This window comes from Thermosynechococcus sp. FA-CM-4201, from assembly GCF_054689355.1.
Map to the genome: position 1 here is coordinate 521,726 of NZ_CP079920.1, position 22,337 is coordinate 544,062.

General features: G+C 54.5%; 39 protein-coding genes and 1 tRNA gene. 5 read left to right on the forward strand and 35 right to left on the reverse strand.

The genetic code is table 11. From position 1 onward, the window contains the following. Together KV190_RS02470 and KV190_RS02475 are read left to right on the forward strand one after the other, a co-directional pair. Entirely contained in the window at positions 1–474 is a 474-nt protein-coding gene (locus KV190_RS02470) for a J domain-containing protein (protein WP_460194460.1), read from the forward strand. Continuing rightward, positions 471–743, forward strand: a complete 273-nt coding sequence (locus KV190_RS02475; protein ID WP_460194461.1) for a DUF3143 domain-containing protein — start codon at positions 471–473, stop codon at positions 741–743. Before KV190_RS02470 ends, KV190_RS02475 begins: the two co-directional genes overlap by 4 nt. Here KV190_RS02475 and KV190_RS02480 read toward each other — a convergent pair. Both KV190_RS02480 and KV190_RS02485 read right to left on the reverse strand, forming a co-directional pair. Beyond that, a complete protein-coding gene (locus KV190_RS02480) occupies positions 740–1,093 on the reverse strand; it encodes a hypothetical protein (RefSeq protein WP_181494850.1) in 354 nt (117 codons plus the stop codon). The genes KV190_RS02475 and KV190_RS02480 overlap by 4 nt on opposite strands. Positions 1,094–1,385: 292 nt before the next feature. Continuing rightward, a complete protein-coding gene (locus KV190_RS02485; RefSeq protein WP_460194462.1) occupies positions 1,386–2,537 on the reverse strand; it encodes a cysteine desulfurase family protein in 1,152 nt (383 codons plus the stop codon). 167 nt (positions 2,538–2,704) lie between these two features. Here KV190_RS02485 and KV190_RS02490 point away from each other — a divergent pair. Together KV190_RS02490 and KV190_RS02495 are read left to right on the forward strand one after the other, a co-directional pair. After that, positions 2,705–2,777, forward strand: a tRNA-Ile gene (locus KV190_RS02490). Positions 2,778–2,854: 77 nt separating this feature from the next. Further along, positions 2,855–3,226 carry a ferredoxin-thioredoxin reductase catalytic domain-containing protein gene (locus KV190_RS02495; RefSeq protein ID WP_206201496.1) on the forward strand — a complete coding sequence of 124 codons (372 nt, stop codon included), beginning with the start codon at positions 2,855–2,857 and terminating at the stop codon, positions 3,224–3,226. Here KV190_RS02495 and KV190_RS02500 read toward each other — a convergent pair. Then, the gene (locus KV190_RS02500; RefSeq protein ID WP_460194463.1) at positions 3,223–3,678 is read right to left on the reverse strand and encodes a Csu type fimbrial protein; all 456 of its coding nucleotides are present in this window, start codon (positions 3,676–3,678) and stop codon (positions 3,223–3,225) included. The genes KV190_RS02495 and KV190_RS02500 overlap by 4 nt on opposite strands. A 111-nt stretch (positions 3,679–3,789) precedes the next feature. Here KV190_RS02500 and KV190_RS02505 point away from each other — a divergent pair, with 111 nt between their 5' ends. Beyond that, positions 3,790–5,124, forward strand: a complete 1,335-nt coding sequence (locus tag KV190_RS02505) for an MFS transporter (protein ID WP_460194464.1) — start codon at positions 3,790–3,792, stop codon at positions 5,122–5,124. Here KV190_RS02505 and aguB read toward each other — a convergent pair. From aguB to rplC, 32 genes are read right to left on the reverse strand one after another with little or no spacing between them, the layout of a single operon-like run. After that, the gene (gene aguB, locus KV190_RS02510) at positions 5,121–5,978 is read right to left on the reverse strand and encodes an N-carbamoylputrescine amidase (protein ID WP_460194465.1); all 858 of its coding nucleotides are present in this window, start codon (positions 5,976–5,978) and stop codon (positions 5,121–5,123) included. The two genes, KV190_RS02505 and aguB, sit on opposite strands and share 4 nt — an antisense overlap. Further along, entirely contained in the window at positions 5,975–7,000 is a 1,026-nt protein-coding gene (locus KV190_RS02515; RefSeq protein WP_460194466.1) for an agmatine deiminase family protein, read from the reverse strand. Before KV190_RS02515 ends, aguB begins: the two co-directional genes overlap by 4 nt. Positions 7,001–7,009: 9 nt before the next feature. Next, positions 7,010–7,285: a 50S ribosomal protein L31 gene (gene rpmE / locus KV190_RS02520; RefSeq protein WP_149817874.1), complete on the reverse strand. Its 276-nt coding sequence runs from the start codon at positions 7,283–7,285 to the stop codon at positions 7,010–7,012. A 39-nt stretch (positions 7,286–7,324) separates the two neighbouring features. Further along, positions 7,325–7,738, reverse strand: a complete 414-nt coding sequence (gene rpsI, locus KV190_RS02525; RefSeq protein ID WP_149817876.1) for a 30S ribosomal protein S9 — start codon at positions 7,736–7,738, stop codon at positions 7,325–7,327. A gap of 1 nt (position 7,739) precedes the next feature. After that, positions 7,740–8,198: a 50S ribosomal protein L13 gene (rplM, locus tag KV190_RS02530; protein ID WP_024125583.1), complete on the reverse strand. Its 459-nt coding sequence runs from the start codon at positions 8,196–8,198 to the stop codon at positions 7,740–7,742. Positions 8,199–8,214: 16 nt separating this feature from the next. Beyond that, positions 8,215–9,069, reverse strand: coding sequence for a tRNA pseudouridine(38-40) synthase TruA (gene truA / locus KV190_RS02535; RefSeq protein ID WP_460194467.1), 855 nt, complete (start codon positions 9,067–9,069; stop codon positions 8,215–8,217). A gap of 6 nt (positions 9,070–9,075) precedes the next feature. Further along, on the reverse strand, positions 9,076–9,426 hold the full coding sequence (rplQ, locus tag KV190_RS02540) for a 50S ribosomal protein L17 (RefSeq protein ID WP_460194468.1): 351 nt from the start codon (positions 9,424–9,426) through the stop codon (positions 9,076–9,078). A 22-nt stretch (positions 9,427–9,448) separates the two neighbouring features. Then, positions 9,449–10,414, reverse strand: a complete 966-nt coding sequence (locus KV190_RS02545; protein WP_460194469.1) for a DNA-directed RNA polymerase subunit alpha — start codon at positions 10,412–10,414, stop codon at positions 9,449–9,451. 29 nt (positions 10,415–10,443) lie between these two features. After that, a complete protein-coding gene (gene rpsK, locus KV190_RS02550; protein WP_011055959.1) occupies positions 10,444–10,836 on the reverse strand; it encodes a 30S ribosomal protein S11 in 393 nt (130 codons plus the stop codon). 42 nt (positions 10,837–10,878) lie between these two features. Further along, positions 10,879–11,259 carry a 30S ribosomal protein S13 gene (gene rpsM, locus KV190_RS02555; protein WP_024125578.1) on the reverse strand — a complete coding sequence of 127 codons (381 nt, stop codon included), beginning with the start codon at positions 11,257–11,259 and terminating at the stop codon, positions 10,879–10,881. Between the two features lie 33 nt (positions 11,260–11,292). Next, positions 11,293–11,406 carry a 50S ribosomal protein L36 gene (gene rpmJ, locus KV190_RS02560; RefSeq protein ID WP_011055957.1) on the reverse strand — a complete coding sequence of 38 codons (114 nt, stop codon included), beginning with the start codon at positions 11,404–11,406 and terminating at the stop codon, positions 11,293–11,295. A 60-nt stretch (positions 11,407–11,466) separates the two neighbouring features. Beyond that, positions 11,467–11,691 (reverse strand): translation initiation factor IF-1, encoded by a 225-nt coding sequence (infA, locus tag KV190_RS02565; RefSeq protein WP_011055956.1) that lies wholly within the window; start codon positions 11,689–11,691, stop codon positions 11,467–11,469. Continuing rightward, positions 11,684–12,271, reverse strand: a complete 588-nt coding sequence (locus KV190_RS02570) for an adenylate kinase (RefSeq protein WP_460194470.1) — start codon at positions 12,269–12,271, stop codon at positions 11,684–11,686. Before KV190_RS02570 ends, infA begins: the two co-directional genes overlap by 8 nt. Further along, positions 12,271–13,581: a preprotein translocase subunit SecY gene (secY, locus tag KV190_RS02575; protein WP_460194471.1), complete on the reverse strand. Its 1,311-nt coding sequence runs from the start codon at positions 13,579–13,581 to the stop codon at positions 12,271–12,273. The genes KV190_RS02570 and secY overlap by 1 nt, the downstream gene beginning before the upstream one ends. A 12-nt stretch (positions 13,582–13,593) precedes the next feature. Continuing rightward, positions 13,594–14,058, reverse strand: coding sequence for a 50S ribosomal protein L15 (gene rplO, locus KV190_RS02580; protein ID WP_460194472.1), 465 nt, complete (start codon positions 14,056–14,058; stop codon positions 13,594–13,596). Positions 14,059–14,071: 13 nt separating this feature from the next. Next, on the reverse strand, positions 14,072–14,596 hold the full coding sequence (rpsE, locus tag KV190_RS02585) for a 30S ribosomal protein S5 (RefSeq protein WP_011055952.1): 525 nt from the start codon (positions 14,594–14,596) through the stop codon (positions 14,072–14,074). Positions 14,597–14,607: 11 nt separating this feature from the next. Then, positions 14,608–14,970: a 50S ribosomal protein L18 gene (gene rplR / locus KV190_RS02590; protein ID WP_460194473.1), complete on the reverse strand. Its 363-nt coding sequence runs from the start codon at positions 14,968–14,970 to the stop codon at positions 14,608–14,610. Continuing rightward, a complete protein-coding gene (rplF, locus tag KV190_RS02595) occupies positions 14,971–15,534 on the reverse strand; it encodes a 50S ribosomal protein L6 (RefSeq protein WP_460194474.1) in 564 nt (187 codons plus the stop codon). Positions 15,535–15,552: 18 nt separating this feature from the next. Then, complete coding sequence (gene rpsH, locus KV190_RS02600; protein ID WP_149817898.1) at positions 15,553–15,954, reverse strand: 30S ribosomal protein S8; 402 nt, start codon at positions 15,952–15,954, stop codon at positions 15,553–15,555. 29 nt (positions 15,955–15,983) lie between these two features. Further along, the gene (rplE, locus tag KV190_RS02605) at positions 15,984–16,529 is read right to left on the reverse strand and encodes a 50S ribosomal protein L5 (RefSeq protein WP_024125571.1); all 546 of its coding nucleotides are present in this window, start codon (positions 16,527–16,529) and stop codon (positions 15,984–15,986) included. 58 nt (positions 16,530–16,587) lie between these two features. Next, complete coding sequence (gene rplX / locus KV190_RS02610) at positions 16,588–16,941, reverse strand: 50S ribosomal protein L24 (RefSeq protein ID WP_226971991.1); 354 nt, start codon at positions 16,939–16,941, stop codon at positions 16,588–16,590. Then, a complete protein-coding gene (gene rplN / locus KV190_RS02615) occupies positions 16,941–17,309 on the reverse strand; it encodes a 50S ribosomal protein L14 (protein WP_149817900.1) in 369 nt (122 codons plus the stop codon). Before rplN ends, rplX begins: the two co-directional genes overlap by 1 nt. A 12-nt stretch (positions 17,310–17,321) precedes the next feature. Further along, the gene (gene rpsQ, locus KV190_RS02620; protein WP_011055945.1) at positions 17,322–17,570 is read right to left on the reverse strand and encodes a 30S ribosomal protein S17; all 249 of its coding nucleotides are present in this window, start codon (positions 17,568–17,570) and stop codon (positions 17,322–17,324) included. Further along, a complete protein-coding gene (gene rpmC, locus KV190_RS02625) occupies positions 17,570–17,782 on the reverse strand; it encodes a 50S ribosomal protein L29 (RefSeq protein WP_181494831.1) in 213 nt (70 codons plus the stop codon). The genes rpsQ and rpmC overlap by 1 nt, the downstream gene beginning before the upstream one ends. Positions 17,783–17,784: 2 nt before the next feature. Continuing rightward, entirely contained in the window at positions 17,785–18,216 is a 432-nt protein-coding gene (gene rplP / locus KV190_RS02630; RefSeq protein WP_149817904.1) for a 50S ribosomal protein L16, read from the reverse strand. Positions 18,217–18,230: 14 nt separating this feature from the next. Further along, positions 18,231–18,947: a 30S ribosomal protein S3 gene (gene rpsC / locus KV190_RS02635; RefSeq protein ID WP_149817906.1), complete on the reverse strand. Its 717-nt coding sequence runs from the start codon at positions 18,945–18,947 to the stop codon at positions 18,231–18,233. Between the two features lie 12 nt (positions 18,948–18,959). Then, a complete protein-coding gene (gene rplV, locus KV190_RS02640; protein ID WP_011055941.1) occupies positions 18,960–19,328 on the reverse strand; it encodes a 50S ribosomal protein L22 in 369 nt (122 codons plus the stop codon). 30 nt (positions 19,329–19,358) lie between these two features. Next, positions 19,359–19,637, reverse strand: coding sequence for a 30S ribosomal protein S19 (gene rpsS, locus KV190_RS02645; RefSeq protein WP_011055940.1), 279 nt, complete (start codon positions 19,635–19,637; stop codon positions 19,359–19,361). 22 nt (positions 19,638–19,659) lie between these two features. Then, positions 19,660–20,526, reverse strand: a complete 867-nt coding sequence (gene rplB, locus KV190_RS02650) for a 50S ribosomal protein L2 (protein ID WP_149817908.1) — start codon at positions 20,524–20,526, stop codon at positions 19,660–19,662. An 11-nt stretch (positions 20,527–20,537) separates the two neighbouring features. After that, the gene (locus KV190_RS02655) at positions 20,538–20,840 is read right to left on the reverse strand and encodes a 50S ribosomal protein L23 (RefSeq protein WP_206201513.1); all 303 of its coding nucleotides are present in this window, start codon (positions 20,838–20,840) and stop codon (positions 20,538–20,540) included. Next, positions 20,833–21,465 carry a 50S ribosomal protein L4 gene (rplD, locus tag KV190_RS02660; RefSeq protein ID WP_302676457.1) on the reverse strand — a complete coding sequence of 211 codons (633 nt, stop codon included), beginning with the start codon at positions 21,463–21,465 and terminating at the stop codon, positions 20,833–20,835. Before rplD ends, KV190_RS02655 begins: the two co-directional genes overlap by 8 nt. A gap of 16 nt (positions 21,466–21,481) precedes the next feature. Next, on the reverse strand, positions 21,482–22,120 hold the full coding sequence (rplC, locus tag KV190_RS02665; protein ID WP_460194475.1) for a 50S ribosomal protein L3: 639 nt from the start codon (positions 22,118–22,120) through the stop codon (positions 21,482–21,484). Positions 22,121–22,337 lie beyond the last annotated feature (217 nt).

The following is a 22,337-nucleotide window of genomic DNA, read 5'->3' on the forward strand; positions in this document are numbered from 1 at the left end:
ATGGCACATCTGTCCCCGTCGCGAACCCACTACGACATTCTCGAGGTGGCACCCACGGCCTCGTTGGCGGAGATTCGCCGTGCCTATCGAGAGAAGAGTAAGCTCTACCATCCTGATACGACGACATTGCCGGTGGCGATCGCCCGCGAGGAGTTTCATCGCCTCAATGAGGCCTATGCAGTGCTGACGAATCCAGAGCAACGGCAGTGGTATGACTTGCAATTACGCCTGCGGGCACAGTCAAAACAGTCAAATACGACGGGGATAGGTGCGTTCTCTCGCTCCCAAGGGTCTGTGCGTTCTACTGCTGTGCCACCCGACGATCGCCCCCTTTCACCGGGAGAGCTATTTGCTCTGTTTATCTTGGGGGTCACCTTTGTTGGCTGTCTGGTTCTGGCGGTGATTGTCGGTTTGTCCCAACAGGGGCAAGAATGGATCTTGCAAATTGTCAGTCGCATCTCAGAACTTGGATGAATACCTTGCCTAATCCCCAAACTCCCCTCTACAACCATGCCCTGCCGCAAATTGAAGCATGGCTACAGCAAAAGGGCTGTGTGCGGGACGAAACGGATATCCACTGTTGGGAGTTAGAGTATCCCCAGTGGTCAGCTCGGATTTGCTTGGATATTGAAGAGTTGCAGGTGGTTTATCACGATCGCCTTGAGGGCAGCGTGACTCAGCGTTCTTTTAAGTACTCCTGTCCCCGTGCTGAGGTGGAGGAAGCCATTTTTGCGGGTCCTTAAATGCCCACGGCCATCATAATCGGCATTGCAGGGGCTGCTTCTTGGCTAGCTTGATTCTTGATCCGCTTCAGGCCAAAAATCCAGAGGATTTGATCTTCAATGGCTGCTGCTTGCTCTTTTGCCCCTGCTTTCAACAGCAGTTGATGGGTCATCATCAGCTTCTCAATTTCAGCCACTTGGGTGCGGACTTCTTCTTCATCCAAATAGAGACTCTCGAGCACCGCATTCAAGTCTGCTTCGGGATCAGCCACTAAGCAAGCCCCTTCCACCACCACGGATTTGAGCTGTCCTTGGTATTGCCGTAACAAACGGCGAATTGTGTAGGCAGTAACAGGCAATAATTTTGTCATGTTGTGTTCCCCCAACTACTATGTCGGCATCTGATGAATTGATTTCCCACTGTCCACTTCCACCCATGGGCAAATTTTGTGGGGGATCAACAGGGGATATAACTGCTCGTTAAGGATTGATTTACCGTACGTTATTATTCTATGAACTTCGCAACTTGGGGATCATGCGTAGTTTCACGTAAAAGCACTTTTAGATGTGATTTAGATCACGGAAACCATGACATTATCGGCATTTGGGAATATTGTAAATTTATATCAAGAAGCCATAACTATTAACAAATGTGAAGAATCTCTATCTGGGATGGCGTAGTTGGCGAATGCGGTGGCCAATGTGTTCAAGGGCGATATCAATGTCCGCCTCTGTGGTGGTACGCAACAGACCAAAGCGCAGCGAGGCACGGGCAAGGGTGGGCGATCGCCCCAGTGCAAGGAGGACATGGGAGGCAGTTGGCTTTTCGCTACTACAGGCTGCCCCCGTTGAGAGGGCGACATAGGGATAAATGGCGCGCAGCAGGGCATTGCCCTCAACCCCAGCAATACTGACATTGAGAGAGTTGGGCAAACTCTGTTGCCAATCACCATTGAGATAGATCTCCCCAAGGGAGGTCAACCCCTGCCACAGCCGTTCCTTGAGACGCCACAGATGGGGAATATCCGTTGCTTGACGTTCCTGAGCGAGTCGTATTGCTGCCCCAAAGCCGACAATGAGGGGAGTGGCCAAGGTTCCCGATCGCCAGCCCTGTTCTTGATGACCGCCGTGGAGTTGAGGTGCGAGTTGCACCCGGGGGCGATCGCGCCGCACATAGAGGGCACCAATGCCCTTTGGCCCGTAGAGTTTATGGGCAGTCAGGGACATGAGATCCACCTGAAGCGCCTGAACATCCAAGGGAATTTTGCCCAAGGCTTGAGCGGCATCGGTGTGGAAGAGTACCCCGCGATCGCGACAGCGGCGACCAATCTCGGCCAAGGGTTGGAGCACCCCAATTTCATTATTGGCGGCCATCACGGACACCAAGATGGTCTCATGGGTAAAGGCTTGCTCTAACTCACCTAGATCAATGAACCCTTTCTCATTCACCCCCAGATAGGTCACCCGAAAGCCAAGGGACTCCAAATAGCGACAGGGAGCGAGCACCGCATTGTGCTCCGTCTGCACGGTAATGATATGGCGACCGCGACTGTAGTATGCTTCAGCCACCCCCTTGATCGCCAAGTTGTCTGCTTCAGTGGCACCACTGGTGAAAATGATTTCTTCGGGATGGGCATGGATGGCTGCGGCAATCGTTTCACGGGCAAGATCAATGGCAGCGGCGGCCTCCCAACCATAGGCATGGGCACGATTACTCGCATTGCCGGGGCGATCGCTAAAATAGGGCAGCATTGCGGCTAGCACTTGCGGATCAACGGGTGTGGTGGCCAGTCCATCTAAATAAATGGGCTTCATAGCAAAACCTCCGAGTAACAGAGCGCTAACCGCAACACCTTTGAAAACCTCTGAATGATGGGGGACAAATAAGGGAATCAAATGCTATCCCACTCTAGGTTTCCCACTGTTGGGTATGTTCGAACCTTGTGAAAAGGGCTGTATATTGAAAAATAATAATCACCTGCCCAGGGTTGGCCGAGCGGATGAGGCAGCGAACTCATAATTCGCCATAGGCTGGTTCAACTCCAGCACCCTGGATCTTTCAATTCAATCACCGCTAATCCAGCGATCGCCTTCCGCTAAACTGAAAGAAGTTTCGTGTCGCAAATTTTGCCATGAGTAGCACCTATAAACCGCAACAGGCCTCCGACAAAAATCTTGAAGCCATGCGCAAGTTTGCGGAAACCTATGCCAAGCGCACAGGAACCTACTTTTGCTCAGATTTAGGGACAACGGCAGTTGTTCTCGAAGGATTAGCCAAACATAAGGACGACTACGGTTCTCCCCTGTGTCCCTGCCGCCACTATGAAGACAAAGAAGCAGAGGTAGAAGCGGCCTACTGGAACTGCCCCTGTGTGCCCATGCGCGAACGGCGGGAGTGTCACTGCCTTCTCTTTTTAACGCCGGATCATCCCTTTGCAGGTACGGCTCAAGAGATTTCCTTTGAGCAAATCCGTGAGGAAACCAATCGCTTTACGGTTTCTTAGTATTCCAGCGTCACCACAATCGTATCGCTGTAGATGCCCGCAGGCACAAACTGCCGGGTGGGGATGCGACCAAAAATTTCAAGGGCTGTGGGGGCATTATTCACAGGCACTAAGGTTCGCAAACTGCTCCCGCCAGTACCATCCCCCCAGATTTGGGTGCGAGCGGCATCAATGTATAGGTTGTAGTCAAGGCGACCCCTGCCAGAGGTCATTTGTCGAGGGGTAAAACGACCCGCATTACCAGCGCTCAGGCGAATCGTAATTGCCCCTTGGACATTCGTACAGACGAAGATAATTTGACCAGTGGCATCGTTAGCAGAGGGACTAGAGGTGCTGTAGGCACCAAAGTTTAGGCCAGTCACGCTGTTAATGGTGCAGTTTGCAAAAGCAACTGTCGGTAGAGCGAGGCCGCTGGCGATCGCGAGCAGGACACTGAAATGTGGCTGCACCACTCACAAGTATTTAAGAACAACCTACACCAATCATAGTTCATCCGTGAGTTCCCTTGGCGAACATCCCCCTAGGGGGGATATAGTAAACGTGTGGGTTCTCAGGTGGCCACCATGACCTTTCAACTTCCTCCCTTGTTGCAGTGCCTACGGAATCGAGCCTTCGCCGTTCTCTATGCGGCGCAAACGATCAATCTGATTGGGGATGCATTCACTTGGCTTGGCTTAGCACTCCTTGCTTTTGAGTTAGCAGGAGAGAATTCAGGAGTGTGGCTCTCAACTGCCTTAACTCTGCGGGTCACCATTTTTGTGCTATTGGCTCCTATTGCTGGTGTCTTAGCAGATCGATTGGATCGCAAGGGGTTGATGATGACCACCCATCTTATGCGAATGATTTTGGTTTCGTTCTTTCCGTTTGTTACTGACGGCTGGCAACTGTATCTGCTGGTGGCTTTGCTGAGCGGCTTTCACGCCCTCTTCACCCCAACCTACACCGCCACATTACCTTTGATGACGACTGCTGAGGAGTGCCCACGGGCGATCGCCCTCTCGAATGCCACGTACCAACTCCTGAGTATTTTAGGCCCAGCCCTCGCGGGCAGTGTTGCGGCGCTATTTAGCACCCGTTCAGTGTTCTTTTTGGATGCCTTGACCTTTTTGGTTGCAGCGGCGTTGATTGCTCGGCTGCCCAATGCTTTGATCGTCTCTAGAGAAGGATCAGTACCCCCCCGTAGAGGATTTCTTGAGGAGCTTAGTGTTGGCAGTCAGTGCCTTTGGTGGGATGCAGCGATTCGCTATGGATTACTGCTGCAATTGGTGGCGGCGATCGCTGGTGCGGAAATTTTGGTGAATACCGTCGGCTATGTTCAGGGCACGCTACAGGCAGGAAGTCAGGCCTACGGCTCAATCATGGCGGCATTTGGTGTGGGTGCTACTTTGGCTGCGGTGATTTGGGGTTCTTCCTGTCACAGGATCAGTGCAGTGGTGGTGATGGCGCTAGGGGGGATACTCACGGTGCTGCCGTTGCTGGCTGCCTATGGTGCCAATGTTCCTAGCCTCGCTCTGTTGTGGGCGATCGCGGGTATCGGTAAAACCCTCGTCAATGTGCCGATGCAGACGGTAATTGCTGAGCGAGTAGCCGTGGACTTGCAGGGTCGGGTTTATGGCGCTCAGTTTGCTTGGAGTCATCTTTGGTGGGTCTTGGCCTATCCCCTAGCGGGATGGTTCGGCAGTCAGTTTCCAGCCCAACATTTTTTCTATACTGGCCTCAGCAGCATGGTGCTTTTCATCACTTTTGTGGTGTTGACCCAACCGTGGCACTTGCGACATCTCCCCGCCGGTTTTTGGCACACTCATCCCCATGAGCACGACAGCGAGCATAATCATTGCCATCCGCTACAGGCTCATCAGCACCTACACTTTCATCCCCAGCCAAGCCACGGCAATTAGCTAACACCATCCGCAGTCAATAGGGCTTTGTAGAGTCCGGGTCGGCGATCGCGAAAGAAGCCATAGGCCGCCCGTAGGCGCTCAATTTCCTCTAAATCAAATTGATGAACAAGCACTGCTTCTTGGGTGCGATCGGCCTCGGCCACCAAATCCCCCCTTGGATTGGCAATAAATGAACTGCCATAAAATACTTGCCCCCCCTCATCACCCACACGGTTCGCTGCTACCACCGGAATCACATTTGCTACCGCATGGCCAACCATCACCCGCTGCCAAGGGTCTTTGGTGTCCAGTGTGGGATCATGGGGTTCACTACCAATAGCGGTGGGATACACGAGCACCTCTGCCCCCATCAGGGTCATCACCCGTGCAGCCTCTGGAAACCACTGATCCCAACAGATGCCGACACCGATTTTGCCGTAGCGGGTACGCCAGACTCGAAAGCCTGTATTCCCCGGACGGAAGTAAAACTTTTCCTCATAGCCGGGGCCATCGGGAATATGACTTTTGCGATAGACACCGAGGTTGACGCCCCCCGCATCAATCATGGCCACACTGTTGTAATAGACGGTGCCCGCCTTTTCAAAAAAGGACACTGGAATCACCACCTCTAGTTCCCGCGCCAAGGCCTCAAAGTGGGCAATTGTGGGGTGGTTTTTCACGGGGTGTGCCCGCTGAAAGTGAATCTCCCGCTCTTCCTTACAAAAATAGTGACCCTCAAATAGCTCTGGCAGAACAATGACCTGTGCCCCCTGCTGATGCGCCTGCCGCACTAAATCACTGAGGTGCAGAATATTGGTCTCAACATCATCGGTCAGTTGCGCTTGAATGGCAGCAACGGTCAGTGTTCTCATAGTTCCTGCTGAGTAATGCAATGGAAGGCACCGCCCCCTTCTAAAATCGTCCGTGCGGGAAGGCCAACGGTTTTGCGACTGGGAAAGAGCTTGGCGATCGCCCCAACCGCTTTGGTATCCGCTTCGACACCATAGGTGGGGACGACAACAGTGGTATTGGCAATGTAAAAATTGACATAGCTAGCGGGTAAAATCTCCCCCTCTCGACTCGTCACCCGCCCGGGCGAAGGCACCGGGATTACTTCTAGGGAGCGCCCCTTCGCATCCGTTAGCGTTTGCAACTGCTCATAAATCGTCAGGAGCACATCATAGTTCGGATCCTCAGGGCTTTCCGGCAACATACAAACCACGGTTGCCGGGGCCACAAAACGCACCAGCGTATCGATATGACCATCGGTGTGATCGTTGGCTAGACCCGATTCAATCCAGAGGATTTTGCTCACGCCAAGGGCGGGCTTGAGGCGGGCTTCCACTTCTTCGCTGTCTAAATAGGGATTGCGGTTGGGGTTAAGGAGACACTGGCGGGTGGTGAGGCAGGTTCCTTCGCCATCCACTTCGATCGCCCCTCCCTCCAAGAATAAGGGCACTGCCCCATAGGGGACGCCGATGGCTAGAGCAAGGCGCACGGCCAAGTCACTATCGCCAGGGAGTTGATACTTCTTGCCCCAGCCGTTAAAGGGCAAACAGAGGAGTCGGCGCTCCCCCGCCTCATTGATTAAGCCCACAGGAGCCGTATCCCGCAGCCAAATGTCCCCAAAGGGCAGTTGATAAAACTGTGGATTCAGATCCCCAAGGTAAGAACGAGCAGTGACTTCGCCGGCCTCATCCAGCACCAGAATTTTTAGTTGCTCCCCCCGACACGCTCCCGTGATTGGATCGGGATCAGCGATCGCTCGACACAGGGCGGCAAATTCTAAACGCACCTGCGGTAATAGTTCTCCCCACAAATCCTCGTGACTAGGGAAGGCTAACCAACAGGCGCGATGGGGCAGCCACTCAGCGGGCTGAAAAAAGGGGGACATGAAGAGCGATTAGCCCTTTTTGTTGGTTTTGGGTGCAGGTTTAGCGGCGGCTTTTTTCCCTTTAGCGGTTTGCTGGGGTTTGGCGCCGCTGTATTTACGGCGGAAGCGTTCCACCCGCCCTTCAGCGTCAACAATTTTCTGAGTACCCGTGAAGAAGGGATGGTTGCCTGACCAGATGTCCACGTGCAGTTCGGGTTTTGTGGAACCAACGGTCATCACCACTTCACCATCACAATAGACTTTGGCTTCGGGATACCACTGGGGATGAATGTTCGGTTTTGGCATAGGAGTCTCACCACAAACGAGAAGTAAAAAACAAAAATCTTAGCGTTTTGAGTATTGGGGGGCTTTGCGGGCTTTGCGCAGACCGTATTTACGCCGCTCCTTGGCACGGGGATCGCGGGTGAGATAGCCTTCCGTTTTCAGAGGCTTGCGGTTTTCGATGTCCAGTTGACACAGGGCGCGGGCAATCCCTAAACGAATGGCATCTGCTTGCCCCGTCAGACCACCCCCCGTGGCATTGACATAAATATCATAGCTACTTTCAAGGCCAAGGGTTTCAAGGGGGGCTTTCACCAAGTTGAGATAAGTGGGGTTGTTTTGCAAGTAGTCAGCCCCATTGCGGCCATTGATCAACAGTTGACCGCTGCCAGGGATGAGACGCACCCGTGCCACCGCCGACTTACGGCGACCGGTTCCCAAGTAAACTACCCGCTTAGACTGATCAGCAATCTGCATGTTAGGCTCCCGGAATCGTGTTAATGGTCAAAGGCTGGGGTTTTTGCGCTTGGTGGGGATGCTCTGGCCCAGCATAAACTTTCAGCTTGGTAAAGAGTTTACGGCCAAGGGAATTTTTCGGCAGCATCCCTTTCACAGCATGCTCAATAATCCGCTCGGGAATGCGGGCTTGCAGTTGATCAAAGGTTTCAATTTTCATGCCGCCGGGGCGTCCCGAGTGACGACGGTAGAGTTTTTGGGAGCGTTTTCTGCCGGTGACAGTGACTTTCTCGGCATTGATGACAATTACAAAGTCACCCGTGTCCATGTGGGGGGTGTAAATGGCTTTGTTTTTGCCCCTGAGAATGCGGGCAATTTCTGCGGCTAGCCGACCCAACCGTTGATCAGCAGCATCAATGACATACCACTGGGGAGCAAGGTCATCCACGGCGGGCAGTGGTGTCTTTACGGTACTGGTCATTACAAACTCCATGGTTCTATGCAATGGACAATTCAGGGGTAATGGAGGCTAACTGAAACTGGGGCATCGCCTCGGTGCACAGGGCAAGGGGGAAAGGTGATTCAGGATAACCCACCCCCAATAGACAAAGACCCGTAGGGGGGGCAGCATACTTGACGAGGTGGCGTTGCTCCTGCTGCCAAATTTCCGTAAAACTGGCGGGCGATCGCTGGCCTTGCCCCACCTGTACCAAGAGTCCCACCAACAGGCGCATCATGCCGTAGAGAAACCCCGAAGCTTGCACCTCAATTTCCACAAGGGCACCGCGCCGCTGACAGCTCACCGCCTGCACCTCCACCCAAGAATGGGCACGATTAGAGCCAGACCGATGAAAGGCACTGAGGTGATGCCGCCCCAATAGTGGCTGAAGCACGGCTGCCATTTTTTCCACATCCAAGGGGGCATAGTAGTAGTGCCATGTCCAAGGGCGCAGAAAGATATTGGGGCAAGGATCGGTATAGAGGGTATAGCGATAGCGACGCCACAGCGCCGAGAAACGGGCATGCCAGTGATCGGGTACCACCGCCGCCGCACGAATCACCACATCGGCGGGCAAGCGAGCATTGAGAATCCCCGGCCAACGATGAACGGGAATGGGCGAGTTGACCGTGACGTGAGCCACTTGACCCGCGGCATGAACCCCTGTGTCGGTGCGACCTGCTGCGACAACAGAGACGGGATGATTGACAACACTGGCGATCGCCTGCTCAATCACCTCCTGTACCGTGCGCTGTCCCACTTGCCGTTGCCAGCCGTGGAAATGGGTGCCTTGGTACTGAATGAGTAGTGCCAAGCGTTGGCCGCTCTGAGGAGGTGCGATCGCCGTCATCATTGCCTGCTAAACCAGTTCAATGACTGCTAATTCGGCATTATCACCCCGCCGCCGCACACTGCGGATAATGCGGGTATAGCCACCCTTGCGATCGCCATAGCGTTGTGGGGCTTGGGCAAACAAAGCATGCACCAGTTGCTTATCGTAGAGATAGCCAAGGGCACGCCGCCGTGCCGCCAAGGAGCCATCCTTTGCCAAGGTGATCATCCGCTCCGCCTCTGCGCGTACAGCCTTTGCCCGCGCTTTGGTGGTGGTAATGCGGCCGTGGCGAATCAATTCAGTGGTCAGTGCCCGCAGCAGTGCTTTGCGTTGATCGGCTGGCAGTCCTAGCTGGGGAACCCGACGTTGGTGACGCATAGACAAACCTCATTCAATCTCTCTAGTTACGGGCAGCTTTTTGGGGCGGTAGCGTAATTCCCAAGTGTTTTTGCAGTGCCTCGATCACTTCTTCGGCAGACTTTTGACCGAAGTTTTTGATCTCCAGTAGCTCTTCTTGGGAATACTCAAGGAGGTCAGCCACCGTATTGACTTGGGCACGCTTGAGACAGTTGTAGGCACGCACTGACAAATTGAGTTGCTCAATGGGAATTTGTCCCGTTTCGTCATGTTCATCCGCGGTGGTGGCCTCGGAGGTGTGCAGGGGCACTTCCTTCAAGGGGCTAAAGAGATCCACGAGAATCGTTGCCGCTTGATTGAGGGCATCTTGGGGGGTCAAGCTGCCATTCGTCCAGATTTCCAGCTTTAGATAGTCTTGGAGCTGGCGATCGCCCTCTGCACCAGCACTGCGCACCGAATCAACGGTATAGTTCACCCGCCGCACGGGCATAAAGACCGCATCCAATTGCAGATAGTCCAAGGCAAGGCGATCGTCCCGTACCCGTTCCACTGAGCGATAGCCGCGATCCTGTTCAATCTTAAATTCCATTTCCAAGGTTGCCCCCGGCATCAGCGTGGCAATATAGTGGTTGGGGTTGACCACCTCCACCTCAGAGCCAAGTTGCACCATACCAGCAGTGACCGTCAATGGCTCATTCTCGGAGGCTTGGGCAAAAAGGCGACCCATTTGGGGTTCTGAAGTGTGGCTGCGAATCACCAACTGCTTCATTTGCAGCAAAATGTCCATGACATCTTCGCGCACACCGGGAATTGTTGAAAACTCATGATTCACACCGGCAATGCGCACCGCTGTCACGGCACTACCGCGTAAGTTGGAAAGGAGAACCCGCCGCAGGGCATTCCCCACCGTAATCCCTTGACCGGGGGCGAGGGGGTGCAGCGCAAATTGGCCGTACTGCCCCTGATCCTCCTCAACCCGTGTTTCCAAACATTCAATTTGATATGCCATAGCTGTGCTCCCAAGTGACCCAAACCAACCTAAACCCGCCGCCGTTTGGGGGGACGGCAACCATTGTGGGGAATGGGGGTCACATCCCGAATGAGGGTAATTTCTAGGCCTGCGGCTTGCAACGCCCGAATCGCTGTCTCGCGACCGGAGCCGGGACCACTCACCATGACCTCAATTTGCCGCATCCCCTGATCAATGGCACGGCGAGCCGCATTATCAGCAGCAGTTTGAGCTGCAAAGGGTGTGCCTTTTTTGGCACCTTTGAAACCACTGGAGCCAGCAGAGGCCCAAGCAATCACCTCACCATTGGGGTCGGTAATTGAGACAATCGTGTTGTTAAATGTGGACTGAATGTGGGCAACGCCACTGGGGACATTGCGCTTTTGCTTACGAGGGCCAGAGCGTTTTGCAGAGGGTGCCATAATCTATCCAAACCGTGAATCAGGTAGCAGGAGCGGAAAAACTTATTTCTTAGCAGCGGGCTTTTTCTTACCAGCCACAGTGCGGCGACCACCACGACGGGTGCGAGCATTGGTACGGGTGCGCTGACCACGAACCGGCAATCCAAGGCGATGGCGACGCCCCCGGTAGCAGCCAATGTCCATGAGCCGCTTAATATTCATGGCCTCGAGGCGGCGCAGATCCCCTTCCACTTGGTACTCGTCAATCGCAGCCCGCAGTGCCGCAATATCAGCATCGGTCAAATCGCGAGTGCGGGTATCTGGATTCACACCGGTTTTTGCCAAAATTTCTTTGGAGCGGGTCAAGCCAATCCCATAGATGTAGGTGAGGGCAATTTCAATGCGTTTGTCGCGGGGTAAATCAACACCAGCAATACGAGCCATGAATCTAGTTCCTATGTATGCAACAACAGTGGGTTACCCTTGGCGCTGCTTGTGCTTCGGATTGGTGCAGATCACCATGACCCGACCACGCCGCCGAATGACGCGGCACTTTTCACAAATACGCCGTACCGATGCTCTTACTTTCATATCAGTTGCTCATGTAGTCGCAAATTTTATATCTTAGCAGAGTAGCCAGCAAAGATCAAACTACTTTTTGCGCAGGCGATAGGTAATCCGCCCCTTAGTCAGGTCATAGGGGGTCAATTCCACCTTCACGCGATCGCCCGGCAAAATTTTGATGTAGTTGCGGCGAATCTTACCGGAAATATGGGCAAGGACATTAAAGCCATTGTCCAGATCCACCCGAAACATGGCGTTGGGCAATGACTCGGTCACTGTCCCTTCAATTTCAATGGCATCCTGTTTAGACACGGTTCACCTCTCCAATACGTGCTTGAATGGCAGCAGTTACCTCTTCGATCGTACGTGTTCCATCAATGTGCACAAACTTGGGATGACTCATGTACTGTTGAATCATCGGTAGGGTTTCCCGCTCATAGACCTGTACCCGCTTGAGAATGGTTTCGGGGGTATCATCGGAGCGCTGCTGACCATTGGCAGCTTGCTTGGCGCGATTGAGGGCGCGTTCTTGGAGAATTGCAGCGGGCACATCTAAGAAAAGCAAGTAATCATAGTCTTGGTGAATGCTTTTGAGCATCTCCTCAAAGACTGCTGCTTGTGCCACATTGCGGGGAAAGCCGTCCAAAAGCCAACCCGCAGCCGTATCTGGCTGTTGCAAGCGATTGGCCACCATATCCACAATCACCTGATCCGGTACCAGTTCACCGCGATCCATGTAGCTTTGAGCCTGTTGACCGAGGGGGGTGCCCGCAGCTCGCTCTGCCCGCAGAATATCGCCTGTGGAAATATGGGGAATTCCCAAAAGTGTGGTCAGAATTGCTGCCTGTGTCCCTTTGCCCGAACCGGGGCCGCCAAACAAAATTAAGCGCATTACTGCTTCACCATCCCCTCATAACGTTGTGAAATCACATAGGTTTGAATTTGTTTTGAGGTGTCAATTGCCACCCCCACCAAGATCAACAGGGAGGTCGCCCCCAGCCCTTGGAATGTTGTTACTTTGGTTGCACTTTCGACTGCCGTGGGAATAATTGCCACCAGACCCAAGAAGATCGCCCCTAGGAAGGTCAAGCGGTTGAGAACCCGCTCTAGGTAATCAGAGGTGGCTTTTCCCGGTCGGATTCCCGGAATACTGGCGCCCATTTTTTTCAGGTTTTGGGACATATCCACGGGGTTGACCACCAAGGAGGAGTAAAAGTAACTAAAGAAGAGAATCAACAGCAAATAGAAAATCACGTATAGCCACGGCGTCGGCCCTGCTGGAGAAACATAGCTCGCAAATCGTGCCACGAGTTCGTTACGGGTAAACTGCGCCAAGGTCGAAGGCAGAATCAGTACTGCTGAGGCAAAAATAATCGGCATCACCCCCCCTTGGTTTAAGCGCAGGGGTAGGTAACTGGTTTGCTCGCGGTAGAGTTTGCGCCCCACTTGGCGACGTGCTGAAACAATGGGGATGCGGCGGGTACCTTCTTGCACAAAGACAATGCCGACAATCATGGCCAAAAAGACGGCCAACAGAATAACGATGCCGCCAATATTGCCACCACTTTCCGCAAGGGCGATCGTCTGACCCACTGAGGCAGGCAAGTAAGCAACAATGCTCAAAAAGATCAAAAGTGAAGCCCCATTACCCACACCCCGCTCAGTAATCAATTCCGAAATCCACATCACCACCATTGAGCCAGCGGTTAGCCCAAGGACAATTTCAGCAACAAACCACGCTCCGGGGTGCAAAGCCGCACCGGGAATTGAACTCACAAAAATGGCAATGCCAAAACTTTGCAGAACTGCCCAGCCGACAGCGACGTAGCGAGTAATTTGGGAAATTTTGCGGCGGCCGGCTTCCCCCTCATCCTTTTGTAGCCGCTCCAAGGAGGGGAGAGCAGCGGTCAGCAATTGCATGATAATGGAGGCGTTAATATAGGGCAGGATACCAAGGGCAAAAATACCAAGGGCAGAAAGGCCACCGCCTGAAAAGATGTCGAGGAAGCGAATCACGGCATTATCTTGGACGCTCTGGGCAAAAACGGCGCGATCGATGCCCGGAATGGGTAGATAGATCCCCAGTCGTACTAAGATCAATAGCCCAATGGTGATCAGGAGTCGCCCCCGCAGACCAGCCGCTTGAGCCATCTGCATAAACGTTTCTTGGGCAGTGGGTGCCTTGCCGCGATTCACAATCATATTGGGGTTCCTCTATTCACTGTCGGCAGCAACGGAGGTCTCCACACATACCCCACCAGCGGCTTCAATCTTGCTGCGGGCACTGCCACTAAAGGCAGCAGCATGAACCTCTAGCTTGACGTTTAGCTCACCATCCCCCAGCACTTTGAGGGGATATTTGGCAGTGGTGAGAATACCAGCCTCAAGGAGAGACTCAACCGTCACTACACTATTGGCGGGTAGGGTATTGAGACGACCCACGTTGATCGTAGTGTAAACCTTCCGGTTGACGAGGGGAAAGTGCTTGAGTTTGGGGAGACGACGGTAGAGGGGGTTTTGACCGCCTTCAAAGCCGGGACGGGTGGGGCGACCAGAACGGGATTTTTGCCCGCGCATACCAAAGCCACCGCTTGCCCCTTGACCTGCGGCAATGCCCCGACCAATCCGCCGTTTGCGCCGTCGCGATCCCGCTTGGGGGTGCAGATCTTGAAACCGCATGGACAACTCCTAACTATTTGCTATAGAGGTTTTCAATGGGGATTTCCCGCTCCTCGGCAACTTCTTGGAAGGTGCGCAAGGCCGCAAGGGCTTCGAGGGCGGCGCGGGCATTGTTGAGGGGGTTGCTGGAGCCTAGTTGTTTGGCCAGCACGTTGCGTACCCCTGCTAGTTCGAGAACAGTCCGCACAGACCCACCGGCAATTACCCCCGTTCCGGGTGCAGCGGGGCGAATCATGACGCGGGCAGCACCGCCTTCGCCAAAGGTGGGGTGGGGAATCGAGTTGGATTTGGTGATCGGGACATCAATCAGGTGCTTTTTACCATCGGCGACGCCTTTGCGCACTGCCCCAATGACATCGGCAGCTTTACCGACACCCACACCCACTTGGCCACGCTCGTTGCCAACAACCACAATGGCGCGGAAGCTGAGTTTCTTACCGCCTTTGACGACTTTGGAGACGCGGCGGATCTGGACGACCCGCTCTTGCCAGTCGGTTTCTTTTTCAACTTTGCGGGGGTTTTTACGACGATTTGCCATCGGGTCATCCTCTAAAAGTCTAGTCCAGCTTCACGGGCGGCATCCGCCAAGGCCTTGACACGACCATGGTAGATATTGCCACCGCGATCAAAGACAACGCGCTCAATGCCAGCAGCTTTGGCACGCTCTGCAATCAGGCGCCCCACTTCGATAGAGGCGGCACAGGTGCTGCCATCCCCCAGCTTTTGCCGCAGTTCTGGCTCAACACTCGAAGCAGCCACAAGAGTATGGTGCTGGGTGTCATCAATCACCTGGGCATAGATGTGCTGATGGGAACGAAAGACAGCGAGGCGGGGGCGATCGCTGGTACCTTTGACTTTGCGGCGAATGCGCTGATGCCGACTTTGGCGAGCCGCAATACGAGTTTGCTTCATCTATTTCTTCCCTGTCTTACCAACTTTACGACGCACAAATTCACCCATATAGCGAATGCCCTTGCCCTTGTAGGGTTCAGGGGGACGCACGGCGCGAATACGGGCAGAGGTGTTGCCGACCAGTTCTTTATCAATGCCACTGACAAGGACAATCGTGCCCTGCTGCACTTTTTTACCTTGGTTGTCCTCAATTTCTAGGGTAATGCCCTCGGGTGGCACAATCTCAACGGGGTGGCTGTAGCCCATGCTAAGGACAAGGGTTTTACCTTGGAGTTGGGCACGGTAACCGACCCCTTGGATCTCCAGCTTTTTCGTAAACCCTTGGGAGACGCCTTCCACCATGTTGGCCAGTAGCGTGCGGCAGAGGCCGTGGCGTTCCTTAGCAGGTCGAGAGTCATCGCGGCGTTTGACAACAATCGTTTCGCCCTCTTGGGCAACATTTACTTCGGGGGGAAAAACCCGACTCAGTTGACCCTTGGGGCCTTTAACTGTGACCTGCTGACCGTCTAGGGTGAGGGTGACATTTTTGGGCAGGGGGATGGGACGCTTGCCAATACGAGACATGTGGGACTTCCTCCGAGCTTACCAAACGTAACAGAGTACTTCGCCGCCAATGCCCTGCTTCCGTGCCTCGCGATCGGTCATGATGCCGCTAGAGGTGGAGATGATGGCAATGCCGATGCCACCGAGCACCCGGGGCAACTCACGGGAATTGGCATAGACGCGCAGACCGGGTTTGCTCACCCGCTTGAGCGCAGTAATAATCGGCTGGCGCTGCTTGCCGCGATATTTTAGGGAAACCACAAGATGCCGTTTGATGCCGTCCCCTTGCTCTTCAAAATCGCGAATAAACCCTTCCGCTTTCAGCACCTGCGCAATACTGCGGGTCATGCGCGTGGCCGGAATGGTGGTGGTTTGATGACGCGCAAGGTTTGCGTTGCGGATGCGAGTTAGCATATCGCCAATCGTGTCATTTACTGCCATAGTTGCTCCTTAAAAATCTGCCTCCGGCGTTAGTTCTCACGGAACGGCATGCCCATTGCTTTCAGCAGGGCGCGTCCTTCTTCATCAGTATTGGCAGTGGTGATGATTGAGACATCCATGCCGCGAATTTGATCAATGTCGTCGTAGTTGACTTCGGGGAAAATCAGTTGCTCGCGCAAACCTAGGGTGTAGTTGCCCCGGCCATCAAAGCTTTTGGGGTTGACACCGCGAAAGTCACGAATCCGTGGCAGTGCCAAGTTAATCAAGCGATCCAAAAAGGCATACATGCGATCGGAACGCAGCGTTACGGCAACCCCCACGGGCATGCCTTTGCGAATTTTGAAGCCAGCGATCGCCTTCTTGGCGCGGGTGACTACGGGCTTTTGGCCGGTAATCGTGGCAATTTCTGCCAGTGTGGCTTCAAGGGCTTTGGCATTTTGCGCCGCTTCACCCAGACCGCGGTTGACCGTCACTTTGACAATCTTGGGCACTTGGTGAATGTTTTTGTACTGGAATTGCTGCATGAGCTGCGGCACAACGGTTTTGTTGTAGTGATCTTTGAGGCGTTGGGACATGGGGCTTCTCCTAGGGGCATTCTCTGGGCTGGGTCAGAGAGGGGAAAACGGGTTAGGGCTAATCAATGATTTCGCCAGTTTTCTTGAGCATCCGTACCTTACGGCCATCTTCGGTGTAGGTGTAGCAGATGCGGCTGGCCACGTTTTGCTTGGTGGAGTAGAGCATCACCTTGCAACTGTGGATCGGGGCTTCCTTGGTGATAATTTGCCCGGATTCGCCCTCTTGGCGGGGCTTGACGTGTTTGGTTTTCAGGTTCACCCCTTTAACAATCACCTGACTGGTCTTGGGGAAAACGGCGAGGACTTCACCCACTTTGGCTTTGTCACTGCCAGCGATGACTTGAACCGTATCCCCTTTTTTCACGTGCATGCGATAGCGCACAGGCTTTTTATTTGCTTTCTTGGCCGCCATTAGAGTACCTCCGGTGCCAATGAAACAATTTTCGTGAAGTTTTTATCCCGCAGTTCACGAGCCACAGGACCAAAGACACGGGTACCGCGAGGGTTGCCCTCTTGGTTGATCAAGACAGCGGCGTTGTCGTCAAAGCGAATGCTCATGCCACTTTCACGGCGGATGGTTTTGCGGGTGCGCACAATGACAGCGCGAACCACATCGGATTTTTTCACTGCCATATTGGGGGTGGCATCTTTGACGGTGGCAATGATCACATCGCCGACACTACCGTAGCGACGGTTACCGCCGCCGAGCACACGGATGCAGAGGAGCTTTTTGGCGCCGCTATTGTCGGCAACGTTAAGATAGGTTTCCTGTTGAATCATGGCTGGCTCTCCTTAGGCAGTGCGAGGACTGAGAATCTCGGCAATGACCCAACGCTTGGTGCGACTCAGGGGACGGGTTTCCCGAATGCGCACGCGATCGCCCACTTTGGCTTCATTGTTTTCATCATGGGCTTTGTAGCGGCGGGTTTTGACGACAATTTTGCCGTACTTAGGGTGGGGGGCGCGGTTTTCGACGGCAACGACGACGGTTTTTTGCATTTTGTCGCTGACGACAACGCCAACACGTTCTTTAACTGCCATTAGCCTTGGCCTCCACTGCGGCGACGTTCATTCTCAAGGGTTAAAAGCTGTGCCAACTCGTGGCGCAAATGCTTAAACTGATGGGGCTTGACCTCTTGGCGGGTGGCTTTTTTGAAGCGCAGATCAAAGAGTTCTTTCTTAATCGCGGCAATGCGATCGCTCACCTCTTGATCACTCAGTTCCCGCAGGTCTTTCATTTTTGTCAGTGCCATTCTTAACCCTCCTGTTGTTCCTCTTCTTGATTGCGCACCAGAAAACGGGTCTTGATCGGCATTTTGTAGGCAGCAAGGCGCATGGCTTCGCGGGCAACCGCCTCCGGCACACCGGCAATTTCATACATAATGCGACCGGGTTTGACCACCGCCACCCAGTATTCCGGTGAGCCTTTCCCTGACCCCATCCGCGTTTCCGCAGGCCGCATCGTCACCGGCTTATCGGGGAAAATGCGAATCCAGATTTTGCCACCGCGGCGGATATAGCGGGTCATGGCACGACGACCGGCCTCAATTTGCCGTGAGGTGATCCAAGCGGGTTCAAGGGCTTGAAGGGCATAGTCGCCAAAATGGATGGAGTTACCGCGACTGGCAACCCCCGTCATGCGACCCCGCTGCTGTTTGCGAAATTTTGTACGCTTTGGACTTAACATCGCTGGCTTCCCTGTTAGTTAGAGCGATTTTCAAATTGGGGTAGGCGGCGTTGGGGACTGCGGCGACTCGGTTCCCGTGTCACGGCTTCGGTTTGTCCCGGCAGTACCTCACCTTTGAAGATCCACACCTTCACGCCCAAAATGCCGTAGATTGTGCGGGCGGTGCGGTAGGCATAGTCAATGTCTGCCCGTAGGGTATGCAGGGGAACGCGACCCTCCCGTGTCCACTCGGTGCGGGCGATTTCTGCCCCATTCAGGCGACCCGCCACTTGGACTTTGATCCCCTCAATGCCTGCTCGCTGTGCCCGCTGAATGGCTTGGCGCACGGCGCGTCGGAAGGCCACCCGTCGCTCCAGTTGCTGGGTGATGTATTCCGCCAAGAGGCTGGCCTCAGCATCGACACGGTTGACTTCCACTACGTTCACTTTGATCGTGCGGTTGCTAGGGAGCATCTGCCGCAGTTGCTTGCGCAGTTCCTCAATCCCTTGGCCGCCTTTGCCAACGACAACGCCGGGACGGGCGGTGCGAATTTGCAACTCCACTTGATCCGCTTTGCGCTCAATGCGCACTTCCGCAATGCCAGCATTGGCCAGTTGCTTGTTAATAAACGTGCGGATGCGGTGATCCTCCTGCAATAGCTCGGGATAGCGATCGCTATCGGCGTACCAGCGGGAGCGATGTTCTTGTGTAATGCCGAGGCGAAAGCCAATTGGGTGAATCTTCTGTCCCACGGTGGTATCCTTCTACGATTCGTCAGCAGTGTTTTGGGGCGCCACAGCAATCGTGATGTGGCAGGTGGGCTTGCGAATTTGGTAAGCGCGACCCTGGGCGCGGGGGCGGAACCGCTTTAGGCAAGGCCCTTGATCGGCATAGGCTTGACTAATGACCAAGGTGGCGGGATCCAAGCCTAAGTTGTGGGTGGCATTGGCTGCCGCCGATCGCAAGACCTTCGTAATCGGCTCACAGGCACGATAGGGCATAAAGCGCAGCATAATCAGGGCATCGCGGTAGGTGCGACCCCGCAGTTGATCCAGTACCCGCCGCACCTTGTGGGGTGACATGCGGACATACTTGGCGCAGGCACGGGCAGTAGGAGAAGAGGTAGAAACCATAGACGGCTATCCCAGACGCGAACAAGAGAATCAATGGCGGGCTTTTTTATCGCCCTTAACATGACTGCGGAAGTTGCGGGTGGGGGCAAATTCCCCCAGTTTGTGACCCACCATCTGCTCAGTGATGTACACGGGCACGTGCTGCTTGCCGTTGTGGACGGCGATCGTGTGGCCAATCATTTCTGGCACAATCGTTGAGGCACGCGACCACGTTTTGATCACTTCCTTGGCATTGCGCTCATTGAGGGCTTCAATCTTGCGTAAGAGATGATCCGCCACAAAGGGGCCTTTTTTTAATGAACGTCCCATAACCTAACTTCTCCGCAAAAACCTAAGACTGACGACCACCGCGACCCCGCTTGGAAGACTTCTTGCGACGGCGCACAATGAGGGCATCGCTGAGTTTTTTCTTCTTGCGAGTTTTGTAGCCAAGGGTGGGTTTACCCCAAGGGGTGACCGGTCCAGGACGACCAATGGGGGCGCGCCCTTCACCACCACCGTGGGGGTGATCCACGGGGTTCATCACTGAACCGCGCACCTTCGGACGACGCCCTTTCCAGCGATTGCGACCTGCTTTCCCCAAGCTGATGTTGTTGGCTTCAACATTTCCTACTTGGCCAATGGTGGCATAGCATTCCTTGCGGAAGAGCCGCACTTCACCTGAGGGAAGCTTGAGGGTGACCATATCCCCTTCTTTGGCCACCACTTGTGCCATCGCACCGGCAGCTCGCACCATTTGCGCACCGCGACCGGGGGTGATTTCCACATTGTGCACACTGGTCCCCAAGGGAATTTTGCCCAGAGGAAGGGAGTTGCCCACTTCAATAGGGGCATCGGGACTGGCAATCACCTCGGTGCCGGGGGTCAAATCCCGAGGGTGGATGATGTAGCGTTTCTCGCCATCGCGATAGTGGAGCAGGGCAATGCGAGCATTGCGGTTGGGATCGTACTCCACGGTTGCCACTTTGGCGGGGACATTGAGCTTGCTGCTGCGGCGAAAATCAACAATGCGATAGCGACGCTTGTGGCCACCCCCCCGCCGCCGACTGGTAATGACACCGCGATTGTTGCGGCCTTTGTCGCGCTTGAAGCCACGGGTCAGCGACTTTTCGGGCTTGTCGGTGGTAATTTCAGCAAAGTCAGAAACAGTTTTTTGGCGAACGCCGGGGGTGTAGGGTCGGTAAACGCGAATGCCCATGATCTACTCCGTTAAACTTCGGGGAAGAGAACGATCTTGCTGTCGGGGGCAAGGGTGACGATCGCCCGCTTGTAGCGAGGACGATGGCCAACAAACCGACCCACGCGGCGCTCTTTGGGGGGCAGATGATAGGTATTCACTGCCGTAACTTTGACGTTAAAGAGTTCCTCAATCGCGGCCTTGATTTGCGGTTTGGTGGCGCGCCGATCCACATCGAAGCTGTATTGATTGTTTTCCAGTAAAATCGTGGCCTTCTCTGTGATGATGGGGCGCTTGATGAGATCCGCAAGGGCGCGGGGTTGGACTTTAGTCACCGTACACCTCCTGAATTTTGGCGATCGCGCCAGTGGTGGCAACAATGCGATCGGCATAGAGCAAATCAAAAACATTCAATTGATCGGCACGCAGCAGTTTCAGGGTGGGCACATTTCGCGCCGAGAGTGCCACCATTTCGGCAATGTCTTCCACCAGTAGCAGCACTTTTTGTTCTGGCTCAATGCCCCAGCGTTGCAGCGCCGTCACCAGTTCCTTGGTTTTGGGACGGGGCAAGTGATCGGCAAAGTCCTGAACCACAATCAAGTCTTCAACGCGGCTCATCAGGGCTGTGCGCAGGGCAAGCCGCCGCTCCTTACGGTTCATTTTTTGGCTGTAGTCACGGGGCTTAGGACCAAAGATCACACCGCCACCCCGCCAGAGGGGAGAACGAATCGAGCCAGCACGGGCACGCCCTGTTCCCTTTTGCCGCCAAGGTTTGCGACCACCGCCGCGCACTTCAGCACGGGTTTTGGTGGAAACGGTTCCCTGCCGAGCATTGGCCAACTGCCGCACAAGGGCACGATGAACAATATGACTGGCGGTTTCCGGTTTTGCCGTCGTCAGATCAAGGGTGGCTTCACCACTGTCGGCACCCTGCCAGTCTTTAACCACACATGCAACCATAACTACTCTCCAGCCCTTATTTGCGACCGACAACCTTGGCGGGGGTAATGCTCACCAGTGCCCCCGGTTTACCCGGTAGTGCCCCTTTGATCAGGATTAAGTTGCGCTCAGCATCAACGCGCACCACCTGCAACTTGCGAATGGTGACTGCCGTATTGCCCATGCGACCGGCCATCCGCTTGCCGGGGAAAACCCGACCCGGGGTGGTTCCTGCCCCAGTGGAACCGGGCAAACGGTGGTTTTTCGAGCCGTGCGCCATTGGACCGCGCTTGAAGTTGTGGCGTTTTTGATAGCCCGCAAAGCCTCGGCCAATGCTGGTGCCGTGGACATCCACAAGCTGCCCCGGACTAAAAATATCAACGGTAATGGCCTGACCCAATTGATAGGCAGAGGCATCTTCGAGGCGAAATTCCCGCAGATGACGCATGGGGGGCGTTTGCGATTTGTTGAGGTGGCCGCGCTCGGGGCGACTCAGGTTTTTCTCCCGCACTTCGCCGTAGGCCACTTGAATTGCCGTGTAGCCGTCGGTTTGGGGGGTTTTGATTTGTGTGATCGGACACGGCCCCGCTTGTACCACCGTAATGGGGACAGATCGGCCCGCCTCGTCAAAGATTTGGGTCATGCCCAACTTTGTCCCTAAAATACCAACTGTCACGATCGCGTTCCTTAAAAATACGAATCACAACAAAACAGCGAGAGGCAGCCGCAAGGCTACACCTCGGCAGATTCCTACAGTTAGGAATGGTGGATTGACCCAGCAGTTACACGGTCAAGACGATGACGCTCAGAGCGCATCCATCGTTGATCAAGGACAGGCGCAGGTATAGATGGCAAGGCTATGATTGCAAGTTGCGAACACGCTGCCACCCCTG

What these genes read in the sequence shown, in the direction of transcription:
- KV190_RS02470 (WP_460194460.1), top strand. Translation starts at nt 1, where the DNA reads ATGGCACATCTGTCCCCGTCGCGAACCCACTACGACATTCTCGAGGTG.
- KV190_RS02475 (WP_460194461.1), top strand. Translation starts at nt 471, where the DNA reads ATGAATACCTTGCCTAATCCCCAAACTCCCCTCTACAACCATGCCCTG.
- KV190_RS02480 (WP_181494850.1), bottom strand. Translation starts at nt 1,093, where the DNA reads ATGACAAAATTATTGCCTGTTACTGCCTACACAATTCGCCGTTTGTTA.
- KV190_RS02485 (WP_460194462.1), bottom strand. Translation starts at nt 2,537, where the DNA reads ATGAAGCCCATTTATTTAGATGGACTGGCCACCACACCCGTTGATCCG.
- KV190_RS02495 (WP_206201496.1), top strand. Translation starts at nt 2,855, where the DNA reads ATGAGTAGCACCTATAAACCGCAACAGGCCTCCGACAAAAATCTTGAA.
- KV190_RS02505 (WP_460194464.1), top strand. Translation starts at nt 3,790, where the DNA reads ATGACCTTTCAACTTCCTCCCTTGTTGCAGTGCCTACGGAATCGAGCC.
- aguB (WP_460194465.1), bottom strand. Translation starts at nt 5,978, where the DNA reads ATGAGAACACTGACCGTTGCTGCCATTCAAGCGCAACTGACCGATGAT.
- KV190_RS02515 (WP_460194466.1), bottom strand. Translation starts at nt 7,000, where the DNA reads ATGTCCCCCTTTTTTCAGCCCGCTGAGTGGCTGCCCCATCGCGCCTGT.
- rpmE (WP_149817874.1), bottom strand. Translation starts at nt 7,285, where the DNA reads ATGCCAAAACCGAACATTCATCCCCAGTGGTATCCCGAAGCCAAAGTC.
- rpsI (WP_149817876.1), bottom strand. Translation starts at nt 7,738, where the DNA reads ATGCAGATTGCTGATCAGTCTAAGCGGGTAGTTTACTTGGGAACCGGT.
- rplM (WP_024125583.1), bottom strand. Translation starts at nt 8,198, where the DNA reads ATGACCAGTACCGTAAAGACACCACTGCCCGCCGTGGATGACCTTGCT.
- truA (WP_460194467.1), bottom strand. Translation starts at nt 9,069, where the DNA reads ATGATGACGGCGATCGCACCTCCTCAGAGCGGCCAACGCTTGGCACTA.
- rplQ (WP_460194468.1), bottom strand. Translation starts at nt 9,426, where the DNA reads ATGCGTCACCAACGTCGGGTTCCCCAGCTAGGACTGCCAGCCGATCAA.
- KV190_RS02545 (WP_460194469.1), bottom strand. Translation starts at nt 10,414, where the DNA reads ATGGCATATCAAATTGAATGTTTGGAAACACGGGTTGAGGAGGATCAG.
- rpsK (WP_011055959.1), bottom strand. Translation starts at nt 10,836, where the DNA reads ATGGCACCCTCTGCAAAACGCTCTGGCCCTCGTAAGCAAAAGCGCAAT.
- rpsM (WP_024125578.1), bottom strand. Translation starts at nt 11,259, where the DNA reads ATGGCTCGTATTGCTGGTGTTGATTTACCCCGCGACAAACGCATTGAA.
- rpmJ (WP_011055957.1), bottom strand. Translation starts at nt 11,406, where the DNA reads ATGAAAGTAAGAGCATCGGTACGGCGTATTTGTGAAAAGTGCCGCGTC.
- KV190_RS02570 (WP_460194470.1), bottom strand. Translation starts at nt 12,271, where the DNA reads ATGCGCTTAATTTTGTTTGGCGGCCCCGGTTCGGGCAAAGGGACACAG.
- secY (WP_460194471.1), bottom strand. Translation starts at nt 13,581, where the DNA reads ATGATTGTGAATCGCGGCAAGGCACCCACTGCCCAAGAAACGTTTATG.
- rplO (WP_460194472.1), bottom strand. Translation starts at nt 14,058, where the DNA reads ATGCGGTTTCAAGATCTGCACCCCCAAGCGGGATCGCGACGGCGCAAA.
- rpsE (WP_011055952.1), bottom strand. Translation starts at nt 14,596, where the DNA reads ATGGCAAATCGTCGTAAAAACCCCCGCAAAGTTGAAAAAGAAACCGAC.
- rplR (WP_460194473.1), bottom strand. Translation starts at nt 14,970, where the DNA reads ATGAAGCAAACTCGTATTGCGGCTCGCCAAAGTCGGCATCAGCGCATT.
- rplF (WP_460194474.1), bottom strand. Translation starts at nt 15,534, where the DNA reads ATGTCTCGTATTGGCAAGCGTCCCATCCCCCTGCCCAAAAATGTCACC.
- rpsH (WP_149817898.1), bottom strand. Translation starts at nt 15,954, where the DNA reads ATGGCAGTAAATGACACGATTGGCGATATGCTAACTCGCATCCGCAAC.
- rplE (WP_024125571.1), bottom strand. Translation starts at nt 16,529, where the DNA reads ATGTCCCAACGCCTCAAAGATCACTACAACAAAACCGTTGTGCCGCAG.
- rplX (WP_226971991.1), bottom strand. Translation starts at nt 16,941, where the DNA reads ATGGCGGCCAAGAAAGCAAATAAAAAGCCTGTGCGCTATCGCATGCAC.
- rplN (WP_149817900.1), bottom strand. Translation starts at nt 17,309, where the DNA reads ATGATTCAACAGGAAACCTATCTTAACGTTGCCGACAATAGCGGCGCC.
- rpsQ (WP_011055945.1), bottom strand. Translation starts at nt 17,570, where the DNA reads ATGGCAGTTAAAGAACGTGTTGGCGTTGTCGTCAGCGACAAAATGCAA.
- rpmC (WP_181494831.1), bottom strand. Translation starts at nt 17,782, where the DNA reads ATGGCACTGACAAAAATGAAAGACCTGCGGGAACTGAGTGATCAAGAG.
- rplP (WP_149817904.1), bottom strand. Translation starts at nt 18,216, where the DNA reads ATGTTAAGTCCAAAGCGTACAAAATTTCGCAAACAGCAGCGGGGTCGC.
- rplV (WP_011055941.1), bottom strand. Translation starts at nt 19,328, where the DNA reads ATGGTTTCTACCTCTTCTCCTACTGCCCGTGCCTGCGCCAAGTATGTC.
- rpsS (WP_011055940.1), bottom strand. Translation starts at nt 19,637, where the DNA reads ATGGGACGTTCATTAAAAAAAGGCCCCTTTGTGGCGGATCATCTCTTA.
- rplB (WP_149817908.1), bottom strand. Translation starts at nt 20,526, where the DNA reads ATGGGCATTCGCGTTTACCGACCCTACACCCCCGGCGTTCGCCAAAAA.
- rplD (WP_302676457.1), bottom strand. Translation starts at nt 21,465, where the DNA reads ATGGTTGCATGTGTGGTTAAAGACTGGCAGGGTGCCGACAGTGGTGAA.